The organism is Burkholderia sp. Tr-20355 (assembly GCF_017104685.1).
Lineage (GTDB): Bacteria > Pseudomonadota > Gammaproteobacteria > Burkholderiales > Burkholderiaceae > Burkholderia > Burkholderia seminalis.
In genome coordinates this window covers 34,007-51,174 of record NZ_JAAGPK010000019.1, presented here as the reverse complement: position 1 = coordinate 51,174, position 17,168 = coordinate 34,007, and the positions used below count along the sequence as shown (strand labels likewise).

Below are 17,168 nucleotides of genomic sequence, written 5' to 3'. Positions count from 1 at the left end.
GCGCAACCGGTCTTCATTGATGCGGAAAACATGGGCCTGCGGGCCCATGTTGCTTTTCCGGCTGCCGCATGACGCGGCGTGCGCGTCGTCGGACGCGCGGCTTACAAGGATTGAACAAGATGAACCAGATGAATCCCGCCTTCGTGATGCCCGACGTGCAGAGCACGGTGGATACCCGTCAGATCCCGATTCAGCGCGTGGGCGTGAAGGCGGTCCGGCATCCGTTGACGGTGTGCACCGAAAGCGGCGACGTGCAGCCGACCGTCGGTGTCTGGAACCTCGACGTCCGCCTGCCTGCCGACCAGAAAGGCACGCACATGTCGCGCTTCGTCGCGCTGCTCGAAGAGAACCGCGCGCCGCTGACGGTCGAGCGTTTCCGCGCGATGCTCGCGTCGATGCTCGAGAAGCTCGAAGCCGAAGCCGGCCGCATCGAGGTCACGTTCCCGTACTTCGTGAACAAGACGGCGCCGGTGTCGGGCGTGCAGAGCCTGCTCGATTACGAAGTGACGCTCGCGGGCGAAAGCCGCAACGGCGACACGCGCCTGTTCCTGAAGGTGCTCGTGCCGGTGACGAGCCTGTGCCCGTGCTCGAAGAAGATCTCGCAGTACGGCGCGCACAACCAGCGCTCGCATGTGACGATCGATGCGGAGCTTGCAGCCGACCTGCCGGTCGAGGCGCTGATCCGTATCGCGGAAGAAGAGGCGTCGTGCGAACTGTGGGGCCTGTTGAAGCGTCCGGACGAGAAGTTCGTCACCGAGCGCGCCTACGAGAATCCGAAGTTCGTCGAGGATCTCGTGCGCGACGTCGCGCAGCGTCTCGATGCGGACGAGCGCGTGGCCGCCTACGTGCTCGAGGCCGAGAACTTCGAGTCGATCCACAATCACAGCGCGTACGCGCTGATCGAGCGCGACAAACGTCAGGCTGCATGACGCCGCGTCTTTTTGTCTCGCCATGAAGAAGGCCGCTCGAACGAGCGGCCTTTTTGCTGTGTTGCGTGCGGTGTCGCGTTGCGGGGAGTCAGCGGGCGAGCGACGCGAGATCCCAGCGCGGCTTCACCGTGAATGCGTAGTCCGCATTCGCCTGCTCGGGCCAGCGGCCGAGCCGCAGTGCGCCCGCGAGCGCGATCATCGCGCCGTTGTCGGTGCAGAGCGCGAGATCGGGGTAGTGCACGTCGAAGCCGCGCTTGGCCGCGGCGGCCGACAATGCCGCACGCAACTGGCGGTTCGCGCCGACGCCGCCCGCGACCACGAGGCGCTTGAGTCGGGTCTGCTTCAGCGCGGCGAGCGACTTCGCAACGAGCACGTCGACGGCCGCGTCGACGAAGCCGCGCGCAAGATCGGCTTTCGCGCGCTCGAGTGCTTCGCCTTCCAGCTTTGCCGCCTCGAACTTCTTCATCTGCGTGAGCACGGCCGTCTTCAGGCCGCTGAAGCTGAAGTCGAGATCGCCCGAATGCAGCATCGGGCGCGGCAGCACGACCGCGCCCGGCGTGCCCGTCTCGGCGAGCTTCGACACTTCCGGGCCGCCCGGGTAGCCGAGGCCGATCAGCTTCGCCGTCTTGTCGAACGCTTCGCCGGCCGCGTCGTCGAGCGTTTCGCCGAGCGTCTCGTACACGCCGACGTCGGTCACGCGCATCAGCTGCGTGTGGCCGCCGGATACCAGCAGCGCGATGAACGGAAACGGCGGCGGCGCGTCGACGAGCAGCGGCGACAGCAGGTGGCCTTCGAGGTGATGGATGCCGACGGTCGGCTTGTTCCATGCGAGGGCGAGCGCATTCGCGATGCTCGCGCCGACCAGCAGCGCGCCGGCGAGGCCGGGGCCCTGCGTGAACGCGATCGCGTCGATGTCGTCGCGGCGCGTGCCGCTTTGCGCCATCACTTCCTCGAGCAGCGGCAGCGCGCGGCGGATGTGGTCGCGCGACGCGAGCTCGGGCACGACGCCGCCGTAGTCGCGGTGCATCGCGATCTGCGAATGGAGCGCGTGCGCGAGCAGGCCGCGCTGCGTGTCGTAGAGCGCGAGGCCGGTTTCGTCGCAGGAGCTTTCGATGCCGAGAACGAGCATGGGTGCGGGCAGGGCGCGCGGTGTCGGGCGCGCCGCGGGAAGGTCAACGTAACCGGAAAGTATAGCAGGCGAGGGCCGGCCGGCGCAGGCGGCGGCCCGGGCCCGATGCCGGGCAGGTACAATCCGCGCCATGGAAACCTATGACATCGCCGTGATCGGCGCGGGCGCCGCCGGGATGATGAGCGCCGCGGTCGCCGGGCAGCTCGGCCGCCGCGTCGTGCTGATCGATCACGCGCCGCGGCTCGCCGAGAAGATCCGCATCTCGGGCGGCGGCCGCTGCAACTTCACGAACCTGTACGCCGGCCCCGACAACTATCTGTCGTCGAATCCGCATTTCGCGCGCTCGGCGCTGGCGCGCTATACGCCGCGCGACTTCCTCGGGCTGCTCAAGCGCCATCACGTGACCTGGCACGAAAAGCACAAGGGCCAGCTCTTCTGCGACCACGGCAGCGACGCGATCATCGACGTGCTGAAGCACGAGTGCGACGCGGGCGGCATCGCGTGGCGCCGGCCCGTCGTCGTCGATGCGGTGCGCCACGCGCCGGCCGACGGCTTCGTGCTCGACACGCAGCAGGCCGGCGCGATCGGTGCGCGCGCCCTGATCGTCGCGACGGGCGGCCTGTCGATTCCGAAGATCGGCGCGACCGACTTCGGCTACCGGCTGGCGAAGCAGTTCGGCCACAAGCTCGTCGATACGCGGCCCGCGCTCGTGCCGCTGACGTTCGCGCCGCAGGACTGGGAGCCGTTCGCGGCGCTGTCGGGCGTGTCGCTCGAGGTACGCGTGTCGACCGGCGACAGGAAGCGCGGCGGCGAATTCGTCGAGGATCTGCTGTTGACCCATCGCGGCCTGTCCGGGCCCGGCATCCTGCAGATCTCGAGCTACTGGCAGCCCGGCGACCCGATCCGCGTCGACCTGCTGCCGCAGCGCGACTCGGTGGCCGACCTGCTCGACGCGAAGCGCACGTCGAAGCGCCAGATCGGTTCGCTGCTCGCCGACTGGGTGCCGTCGCGTCTCGCCCATGCGTGGCTCGATACGCATCGCGTCGCGGCCGACGCTCGGCTCGCGGACCTGCCCGACCGGACGCTGCGCCAGATCGGCGAGGCGCTGTCCGGCTGGACGCTGACGCCGAACGGCACTGAGGGCTACAAGAAGGCCGAAGTGACGAAGGGCGGGGTCGATACGCGCGAGCTGTCGTCGGCGACGATGATGAGCGCGCGCGTGCCGGGGCTGTATTTCGTCGGCGAGGCGGTGGACGTGACGGGCTGGCTCGGCGGCTACAACTTCCAGTGGGCATGGGCGTCCGGCACGGCGGCCGGGCAAGCGGCGGCGGAGTATTCGCGCGCCGCCTGACGGGCCGCGGCGGCCCGTTCAAGCGGGACCAGGCCCCGTGCCTTTAGGCAATCGCTCTGCTATACTCGGTAGTCTTTCCCTGCAAACCTTTATTCGTGTCGGATCATGACGATCATTCGCGTTAAAGAGAACGAGCCGTTCGAAGTTGCAATGCGTCGCTTCAAGCGCACGATCGAGAAGAATGGTCTGCTGACCGAGCTTCGCGCGCGCGAGTTTTACGAGAAGCCGACCGCGGAGCGCAAGCGCAAGAAGGCCGCTGCGGTGAAGCGTCATTACAAGCGGATTCGCAGCCAGACGCTGCCGAAGAAGCTGTACTGAACGATTGGGCGCCGCGCGGTTCGCTGAGCGGCGCACCGGCGACTCCGTGCGATCGGGTGCGATCGCACAGCCGATCAGGCGGCGAGTCGCCGATGCCGGATTCGAGCAACCCGCTTGAGACACTGTCCCAAGCGGGTTTTTGTGTTGACGCCCGTTCACGGGCGTCGGATTCACGTTTCCATCCCGGGTGAAAGATGAGTTTGAAAGAGCAGATCAGCGAAGACATGAAGGCCGCGATGCGCGCGAAGGAAAGCGAGCGCCTGGCGACGATTCGCCTGCTGATGGCCGCGATCAAGCAGCGTGAGGTCGATGATCGCGTGACGCTCGACGACGCGGGCATCACGGCCGTGATCGACAAGATGATCAAGCAGCGCAAGGATTCGATCAGCCAGTTCCAGTCCGCCGGCCGCGACGACCTCGTCGCGAAGGAGCAGGCCGAGCTGACCGTGCTGGGCGGTTACATGCCCGCGCAACTGTCGGACGCCGAAGTGGCGGCCGAAGTCCAGGCGGCGGTCGCGCAAACCGGCGCAGCCGGTCCGCAGGACATGGGCAAGGTGATGGGCGTGCTGAAAGGCAAGCTCGCCGGTCGTGCCGACATGACGGCCGTTTCCGCGCAGGTCAAGGCCGCGCTCACGAAGTAAAACCCGTTCCCGGCGCGCCCAGCGATGCGTGCGCCGGGCGTCGTATTGTCTTTTTTCGTTCGATCCCACGGTGATTCCGCATTCGTTCCTGCAGGACTTGCTGAACCGCGTCGATATCGTCGACGTGGTGGGTCGGTACGTGCAGCTCAAGAAGGGCGGCGCCAACTTCATGGGGTTGTGCCCGTTCCATAACGAGAAGAGCCCGTCGTTTACCGTCAGCCCGACCAAGCAGTTCTATCACTGCTTCGGTTGCGGCGCGCACGGCACGGCAATCGGCTTCCTGATGGAGCACGCGGGGCTCACGTTCCCGGAAGCCGTGCAGGAACTCGCGCAGTCCGTCGGGCTGACCGTGCCGCACGAGCCGTCGATGCGCGGCGGAGGCGGGGGCGGTGGCGGCGACTATCCGGCGCCGGTGTCGAAATCGGTCGCGACCGCGCTGTCCGATGCGATGACGGCCGCGTGCGACTACTACCGCAAGCAGTTGCGCGGTGCGACCGTCGCGATCCAGTACCTGAAGAACCGGGGCCTGACCGGCGAGATCGCCGCGCGTTTCGGCCTCGGCTACGCGCCGGACGGCTGGCAGAACCTCGAAGCCGCGTTCCCGGACTATCGCGACGAGTCGCTCGTCGAGTCGGGGCTCGTGATCGTCAGCGAGAAGACCGACGCGCAGGGCGTCGCGCGCCGCTACGACCGGTTCCGCGAGCGGATCATGTTCCCGATCCGCAACGTGAAGGGACAGGTGATCGGCTTCGGCGGCCGCGTGCTCGGCAGCGGCGAACCGAAATACCTGAACTCCCCCGAAACGCCGCTGTTCAACAAGGGCAGCGAACTGTACGGGTTGTTCGAGGCGCGGCTCGCGATTCGCGAGCGCAAGTACGTGCTGGTCGTCGAAGGCTACATGGACGTCGTCGCGCTCGCGCAGCTCGGGTTCCCGAACGCGGTCGCGACGCTCGGCACCGCGTGCACGCCGATTCACGTGCAGAAGCTGCTGCGCCAGACCGACACGGTCATTTTCAGTTTCGACGGCGATTCGGCCGGGCGGCGGGCGGCGCGGCGCGCGCTCGAGGCCTGCCTGCCGCATGCGGGCGACAACCGCACGATCCGGTTCCTTTTTCTGCCGACCGAGCACGATCCGGACAGCTATGTGCGCGAGTTCGGCGCCGAAGCGTTCTCCGAGCAGGTCGAGCGCGCGATGCCGCTGTCACAATTTCTGTTGAACGAAGCAATTTCGGGCAAGGCGCTCGATCAGCCGGAAGGCCGCGCGAAGGCGCTGTTCGATGCGAAGCCGCTGCTGCAGGCGCTTCCCGCGAACGCATTGCGCGCGCAGATCATGCACATGTTCGCGGACCGCCTCGATATTCCGTTCGAAGAGGTCGCGGCGCTGTCCGACGTCGATACGCGGATCGCGGCGCCGCCGCGCCAGGCGCCCGCGCGCAGCGAGCGGCGCCGCGTGACGGACAGCGAAAAGCGCGCACTGCGCACGCTGGTGATGCATCCGCGCATCGCGTCGCAGCTCGACGACGAGCAGATTGCGACCCTGCGCACCTTGCCGCGCATCGGCGAGCTGTTCGCGGAAGTCGTCGACCATGCGCGCGCGCTGGGCGACGGCGCGGAGTTCCGGTTGCTGTCGGATGTCCTGCGGACGTCCTCGAACGGGGCGACTTACGAGGAAATCTTCCGCGAAATTCTGGACTATGATGAAAACGTCCGCGATTTGCTGTTACAGAATCCGGCAGACGAGACGGTGCCCGAGCGGCAGCGTGAGCAGGAACGGATCGCGGGGGAGGAGCTGCAGGCGGCGGTGCTCAAGATGCGTTATGACGCCTGCTGCGACCGGCTTGACCGGCTGGCGCGGCAATCCACCTTCACACCCGAGGAGTTGGCCGAATTGACGGAATTGAACCAGCAGCGAACCGACATGAAACGTCGGCTCGGGCTGTAGGCGGCCGGGGCGCTTAGAGAGGGCTCCCCAGCGTGCTATAATATAAGGTTTCCAGCGGTTTGTTTTCCAAGCAAAGGCGAGATTCGCGATGGCAAAGACGACAGGCGGAAAGAAAGCAACAGGCAAGGGCTCGACGGAGCCGACCAAGAAGGTCACAGCGGCCAAGTCTGCTTCTTCCTCCAGGACAACGTCTTCAGCCACGTCAGCCCCAGCAGGAAAGAAAACCGCGGCCGGCACTGCTCAGGCTGCGCCGGCACCGGCAGCCAGAACACGGGCTGCCGCGAGACCCGACTCCGGGCCGGCCAAGCCGGCGGCGAAGCGGGCAAGTGCGAAAAGCGCAAGGGACACGACTGCCGACGCGGACGAAACGGCAGTACGTACTACTCATGCACCCACGGTTCAACCGGCTGTCGTCCAGCAGCCGCGAGTCGATATAGCCGGTACGGCGAACTCCATGACCAAAAAGCTGAACGAAGTATCCGTCGAAGACGACGCAAATCAGAGCGACGAGCAGCCCGCCGCAGCCGCGGCTGCTCCGGGCAAATCCAAGGTGCGCGATCGTCGCGCCAAGGAAAAGGCGCTGCTGAAGGAAGCGTTCGCGACGAGCACGCCGGGCACGGCCGAGGAGCTCGAAGAGCGCCGCGTGAAACTGCGCGCGCTGATCAAGCTCGGCAAGGAGCGCGGCTTCCTGACGTACGCCGAAATCAACGACCACCTGCCGGACAACTTCACCGAGACCGAAGCCCTCGAAGGCATCATCGGCACGTTCAACGACATGGGCGTGGCGGTTTACGAGCAGGCGCCGGACGCGGAAACGCTGCTCCTGAACGACAACGCACCCGCTGCGTCGTCGGACGATGAAGTCGAGGAGGAAGCGGAAGTCGCGCTGTCCACCGTCGATTCGGAATTCGGCCGCACGACCGATCCGGTCCGGATGTACATGCGCGAAATGGGCACGGTCGAGCTGCTCACGCGCGAAGGCGAAATCGAGATCGCGAAGCGGATCGAGGACGGCCTGCGCCACATGGTGATGGCCATCTCCGCGTGCCCGACGACGATCGCCGACATCCTCGCGATGGCCGAACGCGTCGCGAACGAAGAGATCCGCGTCGACGAGCTCGTCGACGGCCTGCTCGATCCGAATGCGTCGGACTCCGCCGATACCGACGGTTTCTCCGCGAAGGAAGCGGAAGCGATCGAGAACGAGGACGAGGAAGCCGAAGAGGAAGAGGAAGAAGAGGAAGAGGAGGAAGACGACGGTGCCGCGCAGGCATCGGCGAACGCCGCCCAGCTCGAAGCCCTCAAGCGCGCATCGCTCGAGAAGTTCTCGCAGATCAGCGAGTGGTTCGACAAGATGCGCCGCGCGTTCGAAAAGGAAGGCTACAAGTCGAAGGCCTACCTGAAGGCGCAGGAAACGATCCAGACCGAACTGATGACGATCCGTTTCACCGCGCGTACCGTCGAGCGCCTGTGCGACACGCTGCGTGCGCAGGTGGACGAAGTGCGTCAGGTCGAACGTCAGATCCTGCACATCGTCGTCGACAAGTGCGGCATGCCGCGCTCGGAATTCATCGCACGCTTCCCGGGCAACGAGACCGATCTCGACTGGGCCGAGAAGATCACCGCCGAAGGCCATTCGTACAGCGCGGTGCTGTCGCGTAACGTCCCGGCGATCCGCGAACAGCAGCAGCGCCTGCTCGACCTGCAGGCGCGTGTCGTGCTGCCGCTGAAGGACCTGAAGGAAACCAACCGCCAGATGGCGGCCGGCGAACTGAAGGCGCGCCAGGCGAAGCGCGAAATGACCGAGGCGAACCTGCGTCTCGTGATCTCGATCGCGAAGAAGTACACGAACCGCGGCCTGCAGTTCCTCGACCTGATCCAGGAAGGCAACATCGGCCTGATGAAGGCGGTGGACAAGTTCGAATACCGTCGTGGCTACAAGTTCTCGACTTACGCGACGTGGTGGATCCGTCAGGCCATCACGCGTTCGATCGCGGACCAGGCGCGCACGATCCGTATTCCGGTTCACATGATCGAAACGATCAACAAGATGAACCGCATCTCGCGGCAGATCCTGCAGGAAACCGGTCTCGAGCCGGATCCGGCAACGCTCGCCGAGAAGATGGAGATGCCGGAAGACAAGATCCGCAAGATCATGAAGATCGCGAAGGAGCCGATCTCGATGGAAACGCCGATCGGCGACGACGACGATTCCCATCTCGGCGACTTCATCGAGGACAACAACACGGTCGCGCCGGCGGATGCAGCGCTGCATGCCAGCATGCGCGACGTCGTGAAGGATGTGCTCGATTCGCTGACGCCGCGCGAGGCGAAGGTGCTGCGGATGCGTTTCGGTATCGAGATGAGCACCGACCACACGCTCGAGGAAGTCGGCAAGCAGTTCGACGTCACCCGCGAGCGGATCCGTCAGATCGAGGCCAAGGCGCTGCGCAAGCTGCGTCACCCGAGCCGTTCCGACAAGCTGAAGTCGTTCCTCGAAGGGAACTGATTTCCAGCGTCTCTCCTGCGAACGCCGCCGGCATCCGCGTGATGCCGGTGGCGTTTGTCTCCTTTGTTGTTACAATGCCGGCCCGGCTTCGTTGCCGGGGTCGCGTGTAGCACGCGTCGTCATTCACCGGGGCTTGTAGCTCAGCGGTTAGAGCAGTCGACTCATAATCGATTGGTCGCGGGTTCGAACCCCGCCGGGCCCACCAGATTCGCTTCCAACGTTGTCCGAGGAAGTCTCGAAACCCGCGATGCCATAAGGCTTCGCGGGTTTTTTGTTTCCTGCGGTGTCCAGGGGATTCCATGGACAGTGACAGGGCAAGCGAGGGCGGCCGGTGGACTTTTCCCGTTATCTGTTGCCCCCGGACCTGTGCCAGCTTCGCGAATCGCCGTGAGTCCGGTGCGGCCATGCTCGGCGCCCGAGCGACGGCTATCGGACGATAGGGCCGTCCGTGGCGTGACGGATTGGCCCCGAGGCGGCGCCTAGAAATCCGAGCGCACCGTCAACATCACGTTGCGCGCGTCGCCGAATACGCTGTAATAGGTGCTGGGCGGACGAATGTAGTACCTGCGATTGAACACGTTATTCAATTGCAGCGACGCCGTCACGTGCTTGTTGAAACGATATCCCGCTTGTGCGTCGAAAACCGCATAGCCACCCTGTTCGACGCCACGCGAAATACGCGTTTGCGCGAGCATGCCGCCCCCGATCGAGAATCCGCGTAACGGGCCTTGCGAGAGCGTATATCGGGTCCACAGCTTGAACAGATGCTTCGGATCCGTGCCGTCGGTGAGATCGGGCGAGTCGTTCTCGTAGTGGGCGTTCAGATACGTGTAGCCAGCATAGAGATTCCAGTCCGGCGTCGGCTGGCCGGTGAGTTCGAGTTCGATACCCTGATTGCGTGCCTTGCCTGCGGATACGTAATAGAACTGATGGGCAGGATCGGCAACGGCGCGGTTGTCGTCGTTGATGCGGAACAGCGCGGCGTTCGCATTCAGGCGGCCATCGAGCAGGCTGCTTTTCATGCCCACTTCATACTGCTCTCCCGAGCGCGGCGGCAGGCCCGGCCCCGAGTACGTGCCTTGCGTTTGCGCATCGAGGAAACGCGCATAGTTGGCATAGGCCGTCAGCGACGGCACGATGTCCCACAGCAAGCCGGCGGACGGCAGGAAGCGATGATTGACCTGCGCGTTGGTCGTCCAGTCCGCGACGCTCGGCAACGTCGACTGCGTGCGGTCTTGCAGGAACGCCTCGCGGCCGCCGAGCACGAGTGTCAACGGCGCGGCGAGCTTGATGCGCGCCTGCGCATAGACGCCGTATTGCACGGTGCGGTGATTGGTGCCGAACGTGTACGGTACGTCCACGGCGGGTACCGCATTGGGATCGTAGAGACTGTAGGCGCCCCCGTACGGGCCGCTCAACGCGCGGTAACCCGACTGCGCGCCCGAGGTCATCACCGCGTAGTTCGCGCCGATGGTCAGCGTGTGCGTTTGCCCCCAGAGGCGGACCGGGCCGGACACATTGGTGTCCGCGCCGAACCAGTCGTAGCTCGTGCGCTGCCGCTGGTCTCCGAAACGCGCGAGGCCGTTTGCGGTCGCGCCGGGGCCGGAGTACGCGTAGTAGGCCTTGGAGAGTTCGTGGCGGTAGAACAGCGTGGTCGAGGATTGCCACGCGCTTGCGAACCGATGCACGAGGTTGGCGTTGACCTCTTGCAACGAGGTGTACGCGTAGTTCCAGCTCGGGCTGAAGTTCCGCGTATATTCGCTCGGCACGCGCCCGGTGAGCGCGGTACGTGTGCTGTTCAGCACGCCGCCCGCACCGTAATCGATGCCGGAAATCGGCGAGACCTGATAGCCGCCCGAGAGCGACAGCGTCGTGCGCGGCGTGAGGTCCCAATCGAGCGCACCATAGGCCATCGCCTCCTTGCTGCGCGTGCGCTCGATGGATTGCATACCGGTGCTGCCCACGAGAACGGCACGTCCGCGCAGCGTGCCGTCCTTGTTCAGCGGCCCGGTGACGTCGATCATCTGGCGCACGCTGCCGAACGAATCGACCTGTGTTTCCGTGGCGAGGTGGAACTGATCCTGAGGGCGCTTGCGCACGAGATTGACGACGCCGCCCGGCTCGCCCATGCCATCGATCGAGCCTGCCGGGCCGCGCAGGATTTCGACGCGGTCGTACATCGCCAGATCGAATTGCAACTGGTACTGCAGGCCGCTCAGTGTCGGGACCCCGTCGAATTCAATGCCGAGCTGCGAGCCGCGCGCGCGGAAGTACGCGGTACCGTCGCCGTAGTCGATCGAACTGACGCCGGTCACGGAGCGCAACGCCTGCTGGATGGTCGTGACGTTCTGGTCGTCCATCCGCTCGCGCGTGAGTACCGAGACCGAGTTCGGCGTCTCCTTGATCGATTGCGCGACTTTTCCGCCGATGGTGGCCCACTTCGCAGCGTAGCTGCCGCTGCCTTCGGTGGTCGCATCGGCGTCCCTTGTGCCCACCACCGTCAAGGCGGGCAGCATGTCGCCGGCCGGGGCCGGCGTGCCTTGCGCGTGCGCCCACGAGGAGGCGAGGCACAGCGCCGAAAAGGCGAGCGGGGCACCGCTGCATCGTCCCGTCGTCGCGCGCCGTGCGCGCGGGTGGTCTATTCTCGTTGTCATGGTTGATCATCCCGATGTTGAAAAATGTCGAACTGCTTCCTCCCGCCAGCGGCGGGTTGAAAAATGGGGGGGGACGATCGTTATCGACGGGCATCTGAGATGCCTCGTCTATCTGTAAATCAATGCACTACTGAATAACTTCCGGACCGACATCGTGGTCGATCCCGCGACCCGTGACGCAATTACCGCCGCAACCCGCGCAGCATCACGAGCGCGACGAGCCACGGTCCGCCGAGCAGCGTGGCGACGAGGCCGGTCGCGATTTCCTGCGGAAAAGCGATCTGCCGCCCGAGCCAGTCCGCCGTCACCATCAGCAGCGCGCCGAGCGTTGCGGCCAGATAAAGCTGCGGCACGGGGCGGCGCGCACCGGAAAACCGAGCGATATGCGGCGCGATCAGCCCGACGAACGACAACGGCCCGACAATCACGGTAGCCGCCGCCGTTGACATGGCCGCCAGCAGCAGCAACGCGAAGCGCGCGCGACCCACGGGCACGCCGACGCTCGCCGCGACGTCGGTGCCGAGCGCAAGAGCGGCGAGCCAGCGTCCGGTCAGCGGTGCAACGGCGAGCGTCAGGAGCGCCAGTGCCGCGACGCTCCAGGCGATGTCGGGCGCGACGTAGTAGGTGGATCCGATCAGCAGATCGACGAGCACGCCCGCGCGCGGATCGCCGCTTGACATCAGCGCGCCGACTACCGCGTTGAACAGCGCACTGATCGACAGCCCGACGAGCAGCAGGCGCTCGGGCGCGAATCGCGCGCGCCGGCCGAACCAGACGAGCAGCACCAACGTCGCGAACGTGCCGGCCACGCACCCTGCCACCAGTGCGGCGGGAACAAGGTGGTGACTGAGAAACAGCACGGCAACCATGCCGAACATGCCGCCGGAACCCACGCCGAGCACGTCGGGACTTGCCATCGGATTCGCGCTCATGCGTTGCAGCAGTGTTCCCGCGACGGCGAGCAGAGCGCCCGCCGCCAGCGCCGCGACGAGGTGGGGTACGCGCCAGAACAGCAGGCTTTCGATTTGCGTGAGCGTGGCGACGCTCGCGCCGGCGGGGCCGCGAGAGACCGCCAGCGACAGCACGCATGCGAGCAGTAGCAGCATGACCCACGCCAGCGCCATCGCGCGAGGCGCGCGACGATCATGCCGGGGGGCTGCTGCAGTATGCGCATCGGGCCGCGTGCGCAAACGCGGCAGCAACCCGACGAGCAGCGGCACGCCCACGATCGCGGTCGCGCTTCCGGTCGCGATCACGTGCGCGGAAAACATGTCAGCCCGCGCGGCCGTGCGCACGATTTCATCGGTGAGCCACAGCAGCGCCGCGCCGGTGAGCGGTGACCACACGAGCCGCGCGCGCAATTGCCGCGCGCCGGCCAGGCGGGCCAGCAACGGCGCGGCCAGGCCGATGAAGCCGATGACGCCCACTTCGGCGACCACGAACGCCGTGAGCGCGACCGCGACGAACAACGCGGCGCCGCGCACCCATCCGACCGCGACACCAAGATGGCGCGCCGTCGTGTCGCCTGCGTCGAACAGACTCAGCGGACGATAGAGCAGTGCGGCGGCGCCCGCGCAGGCGGCGAGCTGCATGCCCAGATGCAGCGTCGGTTGCCAGCCGTTCTGGTCGAGCGCGCCGCCGCCCCAGATCTGCAAGCCTGCAAGCCGGTCGAAATGCACCACCGAGATCGCGAGACTGATCGCGCCGCAGTACAGGTTCACGACCATGCCGCCGAGGATCACGCCGAGCGGCGACATACGTTGCGCCCATGCCAGCGCGAACACGACGAGCATCGCGGCCGCGCCGCCCGCCAGCGCCAGCGTGCTTCGACCCATGGCCAACCAGCCGGGCATCCAGATCGTCGCGACAGACAGCGTGAGATACGCGCCGGGGAACACCCCGAGCGTCATGGGTTCCGCGAGCGGATTGCGCAGCACCTGTTGCATCAGCGCGCCCGCGAGACCGAGTGCGGCGCCGCACAGCAGGGTCATCGCGACGCGCGGCAGCAGGCTGTAGTGGACGAGCAGGGCCCCCACGTCCTGCGTGTCCGCGGTGGCCGCGAGCGCGCGCCACAAGGATGCGCTCGCCAGTGCGCGATGCACGTCCGTGGCGGTGAGGCACGCGGCGAGTACGGCCATGGCGCCGACCAGCGCCAGGCGCCGATCGCTTGTCCGCGCGATGCGTCCGGCCAGCACGAGATTACGCAAGGCCGCCTCCGCCTTGCTCCAGTGTGGCCAGTGCGATCGAGACGGCCGCGGCGAAGCGGTGCATCGACACGAGTCCGCCGAAGGCCGCGATCACCGGCAGGACTGCGACGCGTTTCTCGCGCACGGCAGGCAGCGCACGCCACAACGGGCTCTGGTTCAGCGCGGCACGCACGGCGGCGCGCAGCGGACCGATCAGCAGGATGTCCGCGTGTGGGACATCGAACAGGCGTTCCAGCGCGACGGCGGCCGAACCGGTGACGGAGGTGCGCCACGGCGTGGCGACCGTTCGGCTCGCCGCGTCGCGAGGATGGGCGGCATTGTCGACACCGATGCGCGCGAGCACGTCGTCGAACAGGCTACCCGTGCCATAGACGCGAAAATGTCGCTCGTCGAGTGCTTCGGCGACGATCACGGCTCGCGCCGGGTGAGCCCCGGTGTTCGCGATCCGGGTGGCCACCGACGCGAATTCCCGTTGCGCGGCGGCGATCAGCTCGGTGGCGCGTAGCGGCGCATCGATCGCGCGCCCCATCGCGGATGTTTCGTCGCAGAGCACCTCGAGAGGCCGTGCAGCGCTCATGTATGTGCCGAGCGTGAGCGTCGGCGCGATGCGTCGCAGCGGCGTCATCAACGCGGCATGCGCCGGCGTGACGATGATGAGATCCGGCGCGAGCGCGAGCAGCACCTCGAAATTCGGCTGATAGAGCAGGCCGACATCGGCGACGCCGGGCGGCAACGGCGGCGTCACGATGCCGCTCGCATACCAGTCGGGCAACGGAATGCCGACGGGCGCGCGCCCGAGCGCGAGCAGCGTTTCCGTGAGTTCCCAGTTGAGCACCACGATGCGATGCGGGAGCCGCGTGACCGCGGCAGCGACGCATGGCGCGGAGAACCATGGGCCTGAGCCGGCGAGCGCGGTGAGCGCGACGAGCAGTTGCCGGCGGCGCGGATTCGCAACGAGCAGGTTCATGCCGGAAACCCCAGGCGCCGCCCGCTGACCGGATCGGCACTCACGCGCATCGGCACGCCGTAGATCGATTCGAGGTGCACCGGGTTCATGATGTCGGCGGCGCGCTCGCGCATCAGAAGACGGCCCTCGCGCAGCGCCACGATACGGTCGCAGAACCGCGCGGCCATGTTCACGTCGTGCAGAACGACGACGGCGCTCATCGCCCTCGTCGCGCAGAGCGTGCGCACGAGTTCGAGCACGGAGAGCTGATGGTTGAGGTCGAGCGCCGACGTCGGTTCGTCGAGCAGCATGCAGCGGCAGTCCTGTGCGACCAGCATCGCCAGCCATGCACGCTGACGCTCGCCGCCCGACAGGACGTCGACGGGACGATCGGCGTGACGGAGCACATCCGCTGCACGCATCGCGCGCTCGACGTGCGCGGCGTCTTCTTCCCCGAAGCGACCGAGTGCGCCATGCCACGGATAACGCCCGAGGGCGACCAGTTCGTGCACGGTCATACCGTCGGTGGGCGGCGTCTGCTGCGGTAAATACGCGACCTGACGCGCGAACTGGCGTGCGCCCCAGCCGGCGAGCGGCTTGCCCGCGTAGCGAATCGTGCCGGCAGTGGGGGCGAGCTGACGAGCGAGCAATTTGACGAGCGTGGATTTGCCCGAACCGTTGTGCCCGACCAGTCCGGTCACGCATGCGGGTTCGAGCGCGAGATCGATCGATTGCAGCAGGGGACGGCCGCTGGCGACGTACGACACGCGTTCGAGCGAGAACGTCGCGGCAGGGCCGGTGTTGCCGCATGCGGAGCGGGCTGCTTCGTCGCGCACGATTGGGCTCATGCCGCGCTCGCCATGTCGTTGCCGCCTGTACGCCGAGCATGGTCCGCGCCGGCCGTGTCGGCGGTAATCGCGGCGATTCGCCCGTTCTCGAGCTTGACGAGCCGGTCGGCAAGATCGAAGTAGCGATCGTCGTGCGTGATGACCAGCACGGTCTTGCCGTTCGCCTTCAGCGCGGGCAACAGCGTGCGATAGAACACGTCCTTGAAGGCCGGGTCCTGATCGGCCGCCCATTCGTCGAAGACATAGAACGGTCGATCCTCCAGGAATGCGACCAGCAGCGCGAGGCGTTTGCGCTGACCTTGCGAAAGGGCGAGCGTGGAGAACGTGCCGTGCTCGATGCGCACCTTGTGGTCGAGTTGCAGCGCGACGAGCAACGTACGTGCCATCCCTTCGCGTTCGCCGGTCAGGCCGAGCAGCGAATCGAACAGATGGAAATCGCTGAAGACCACCGAAAAACGCTGTCGATACGCGGCGCGCGTCGCGTCGTCCACGGCGACGCCGTCGACGAGCAGACGGCCGCGCTCGGGCGCGTAAAGGCCGACGAGCAGCTTCGCGAGCGTGGTCTTGCCGCTGCCGTTGCCGCCGACGAGATACACGAGTTCCCCCGCGTCGAAGGTCAGATCGATGGGCCCGAGCGTGAACAGGCCATCGTCGCTTTCGCGCACATAACGATGTTCGACACCCTCGAACACGATGCGCGAGAATCCCTCGGCCGGGGCCGGGGCCGGTGCGGTGGCGGAATCGGCGTGATTGCCTGGTTCGGCCGGCAGCGCCGCCTCGAGCTCGCCGATGCGCTCGAACGCAACGCGTGCCGAGTTGAGCGACGGCAGCGCCGCGAGCAGCCCTTCGACCGGCATGATCAGATAGAGGAACACGAGCGCGTAGCCCGACATGACGTGCGCGTCGGCGCCGAACAGATGCGCGAGCACGAAAGTCGTCAGGCCGACGAAGCCGAACAGCAGCAAATTTCCCCAGCTTGCCGCGAGCGCGTGCAGCACATAACCGCGCGTGCGCTGCACGCGCACCGCCTCCACGTGCGGTGCGAGCTCGCTACCGACGAACGCGTTCGCACGCGCGCGATGCAGCTTGAGTTCCTTGGCGCCGTCGAACAACGCGCGAAACCGGTTCAGCAGCTTGTCCTCGCGGTCGCGCGATGCGCGCAGATGACGCAGCGCGCGGGTGCTCACCAGCTGCGTGCCGAGCGTGCCTGCCCCGAGCACGCCCAATGCGACCGCGAGGATCGGCAGCGACAGCATGCCGAGGTACGCGAGACACCCGACGATCACGGCGCCCTGCATCGCCATGGAGGGCAGGCTCACGAAGAACACGACGATGCTGTCGAGATCCTGGGTCAGCGCGCCCATCGCGCGGGCCGCGCCGCAGCGCTCCAGATCGCGGAACGACGCGGCGGTAATGCGGCCGATCGTCTGCATGCGAAGTTGCGCCTTGACGCGTTGACCGAGATACATGAATAGCGCCTGCGAGCCGATGCGCGTCACGAGTACCAGCGCGGCGAGCAGCACGAAGCGCATGCCCAGGTGCATCAGTTGTGCGCCCGACGCTTGCAACGCCTGATTGATGAGGGCCACGAGCGCCGCGTTCGCGAAGCCGCTCGCGAGACTCGCGAGCAACGCGACCGGCAGCAGCCAGCGTGAGTAGCGGATCAATGAGGCAATCAGAGGCATAAGTGGCGG

Annotated in this window: 12 protein-coding genes and 1 tRNA gene; 7 read left to right on the top strand and 6 right to left on the bottom strand. The window is 66.5% G+C overall.

Annotated features, from left to right (window positions below; all coding sequences use genetic code 11):
* Positions 1 to 119: 119 nt before the first annotated feature.
* Positions 120 to 929, top strand: a complete 810-nt coding sequence (gene folE2 / locus G3N62_RS07450; protein ID WP_011355803.1) for a GTP cyclohydrolase FolE2 — start codon at positions 120 to 122, stop codon at positions 927 to 929.
* Between the two features lie 88 nt (positions 930 to 1,017).
* On the opposite strand, the gene tsaD is transcribed toward folE2, so the two are convergent.
* On the bottom strand, positions 1,018 to 2,058 hold the full coding sequence (gene tsaD, locus G3N62_RS07445) for a tRNA (adenosine(37)-N6)-threonylcarbamoyltransferase complex transferase subunit TsaD (RefSeq protein ID WP_034185741.1): 1,041 nt from the start codon (positions 2,056 to 2,058) through the stop codon (positions 1,018 to 1,020).
* 130 nt (positions 2,059 to 2,188) lie between these two features.
* Here tsaD and G3N62_RS07440 point away from each other — a divergent pair, with 130 nt between their 5' ends.
* The 6 genes from G3N62_RS07440 (at position 2,189) to G3N62_RS07415 (ending at position 9,024) form a co-directional block, all read left to right on the top strand.
* Positions 2,189 to 3,409, top strand: coding sequence for an NAD(P)/FAD-dependent oxidoreductase (locus G3N62_RS07440; RefSeq protein WP_059558409.1), 1,221 nt, complete (start codon positions 2,189 to 2,191; stop codon positions 3,407 to 3,409).
* Positions 3,410 to 3,514: 105 nt separating this feature from the next.
* The gene (gene rpsU, locus G3N62_RS07435; protein ID WP_006479415.1) at positions 3,515 to 3,727 is read left to right on the top strand and encodes a 30S ribosomal protein S21; all 213 of its coding nucleotides are present in this window, start codon (positions 3,515 to 3,517) and stop codon (positions 3,725 to 3,727) included.
* 194 nt (positions 3,728 to 3,921) lie between these two features.
* Complete coding sequence (locus tag G3N62_RS07430) at positions 3,922 to 4,368, top strand: GatB/YqeY domain-containing protein (protein ID WP_124668824.1); 447 nt, start codon at positions 3,922 to 3,924, stop codon at positions 4,366 to 4,368.
* A 70-nt stretch (positions 4,369 to 4,438) separates the two neighbouring features.
* On the top strand, positions 4,439 to 6,310 hold the full coding sequence (dnaG, locus tag G3N62_RS07425; RefSeq protein ID WP_034185743.1) for a DNA primase: 1,872 nt from the start codon (positions 4,439 to 4,441) through the stop codon (positions 6,308 to 6,310).
* 88 nt (positions 6,311 to 6,398) lie between these two features.
* Positions 6,399 to 8,819, top strand: coding sequence for an RNA polymerase sigma factor RpoD (gene rpoD / locus G3N62_RS07420; protein WP_080287699.1), 2,421 nt, complete (start codon positions 6,399 to 6,401; stop codon positions 8,817 to 8,819).
* Between the two features lie 129 nt (positions 8,820 to 8,948).
* Positions 8,949 to 9,024: transfer RNA gene (locus G3N62_RS07415), tRNA-Ile, on the top strand.
* A 274-nt stretch (positions 9,025 to 9,298) separates the two neighbouring features.
* Here G3N62_RS07415 and G3N62_RS07410 read toward each other — a convergent pair.
* The 5 genes from G3N62_RS07410 to G3N62_RS07390 all read right to left on the bottom strand — a co-directional run bounded on the left by G3N62_RS07410 (position 9,299) and on the right by G3N62_RS07390 (position 17,141).
* On the bottom strand, positions 9,299 to 11,473 hold the full coding sequence (locus G3N62_RS07410; protein ID WP_124668825.1) for a TonB-dependent siderophore receptor: 2,175 nt from the start codon (positions 11,471 to 11,473) through the stop codon (positions 9,299 to 9,301).
* A gap of 182 nt (positions 11,474 to 11,655) precedes the next feature.
* On the bottom strand, positions 11,656 to 13,680 hold the full coding sequence (gene fhuB / locus G3N62_RS07405; protein ID WP_241013003.1) for a Fe(3+)-hydroxamate ABC transporter permease FhuB: 2,025 nt from the start codon (positions 13,678 to 13,680) through the stop codon (positions 11,656 to 11,658).
* Positions 13,673 to 14,647, bottom strand: a complete 975-nt coding sequence (locus G3N62_RS07400) for an ABC transporter substrate-binding protein (protein WP_124668826.1) — start codon at positions 14,645 to 14,647, stop codon at positions 13,673 to 13,675. Before G3N62_RS07400 ends, fhuB begins: the two co-directional genes overlap by 8 nt.
* Positions 14,644 to 15,474 (bottom strand): ATP-binding cassette domain-containing protein, encoded by an 831-nt coding sequence (locus G3N62_RS07395; protein ID WP_034185747.1) that lies wholly within the window; start codon positions 15,472 to 15,474, stop codon positions 14,644 to 14,646. The genes G3N62_RS07400 and G3N62_RS07395 overlap by 4 nt, the downstream gene beginning before the upstream one ends.
* The gene (locus G3N62_RS07390) at positions 15,471 to 17,141 is read right to left on the bottom strand and encodes a cyclic peptide export ABC transporter (protein WP_346778202.1); all 1,671 of its coding nucleotides are present in this window, start codon (positions 17,139 to 17,141) and stop codon (positions 15,471 to 15,473) included. Before G3N62_RS07390 ends, G3N62_RS07395 begins: the two co-directional genes overlap by 4 nt.
* Positions 17,142 to 17,168 lie beyond the last annotated feature (27 nt).

Excerpts from the sequence above, each read along its gene's own strand:
- folE2 (WP_011355803.1), top strand. The coding sequence starts at position 120 with ATGAACCAGATGAATCCCGCCTTCGTGATGCCCGACGTGCAGAGCACG.
- tsaD (WP_034185741.1), bottom strand. The coding sequence starts at position 2,058 with ATGCTCGTTCTCGGCATCGAAAGCTCCTGCGACGAAACCGGCCTCGCG.
- G3N62_RS07440 (WP_059558409.1), top strand. The coding sequence starts at position 2,189 with ATGGAAACCTATGACATCGCCGTGATCGGCGCGGGCGCCGCCGGGATG.
- rpsU (WP_006479415.1), top strand. The coding sequence starts at position 3,515 with ATGACGATCATTCGCGTTAAAGAGAACGAGCCGTTCGAAGTTGCAATG.
- G3N62_RS07430 (WP_124668824.1), top strand. The coding sequence starts at position 3,922 with ATGAGTTTGAAAGAGCAGATCAGCGAAGACATGAAGGCCGCGATGCGC.
- rpoD (WP_080287699.1), top strand. The coding sequence starts at position 6,399 with ATGGCAAAGACGACAGGCGGAAAGAAAGCAACAGGCAAGGGCTCGACG.
- G3N62_RS07410 (WP_124668825.1), bottom strand. The coding sequence starts at position 11,473 with ATGACAACGAGAATAGACCACCCGCGCGCACGGCGCGCGACGACGGGA.
- G3N62_RS07400 (WP_124668826.1), bottom strand. The coding sequence starts at position 14,647 with ATGAACCTGCTCGTTGCGAATCCGCGCCGCCGGCAACTGCTCGTCGCG.
- G3N62_RS07395 (WP_034185747.1), bottom strand. The coding sequence starts at position 15,474 with ATGAGCCCAATCGTGCGCGACGAAGCAGCCCGCTCCGCATGCGGCAAC.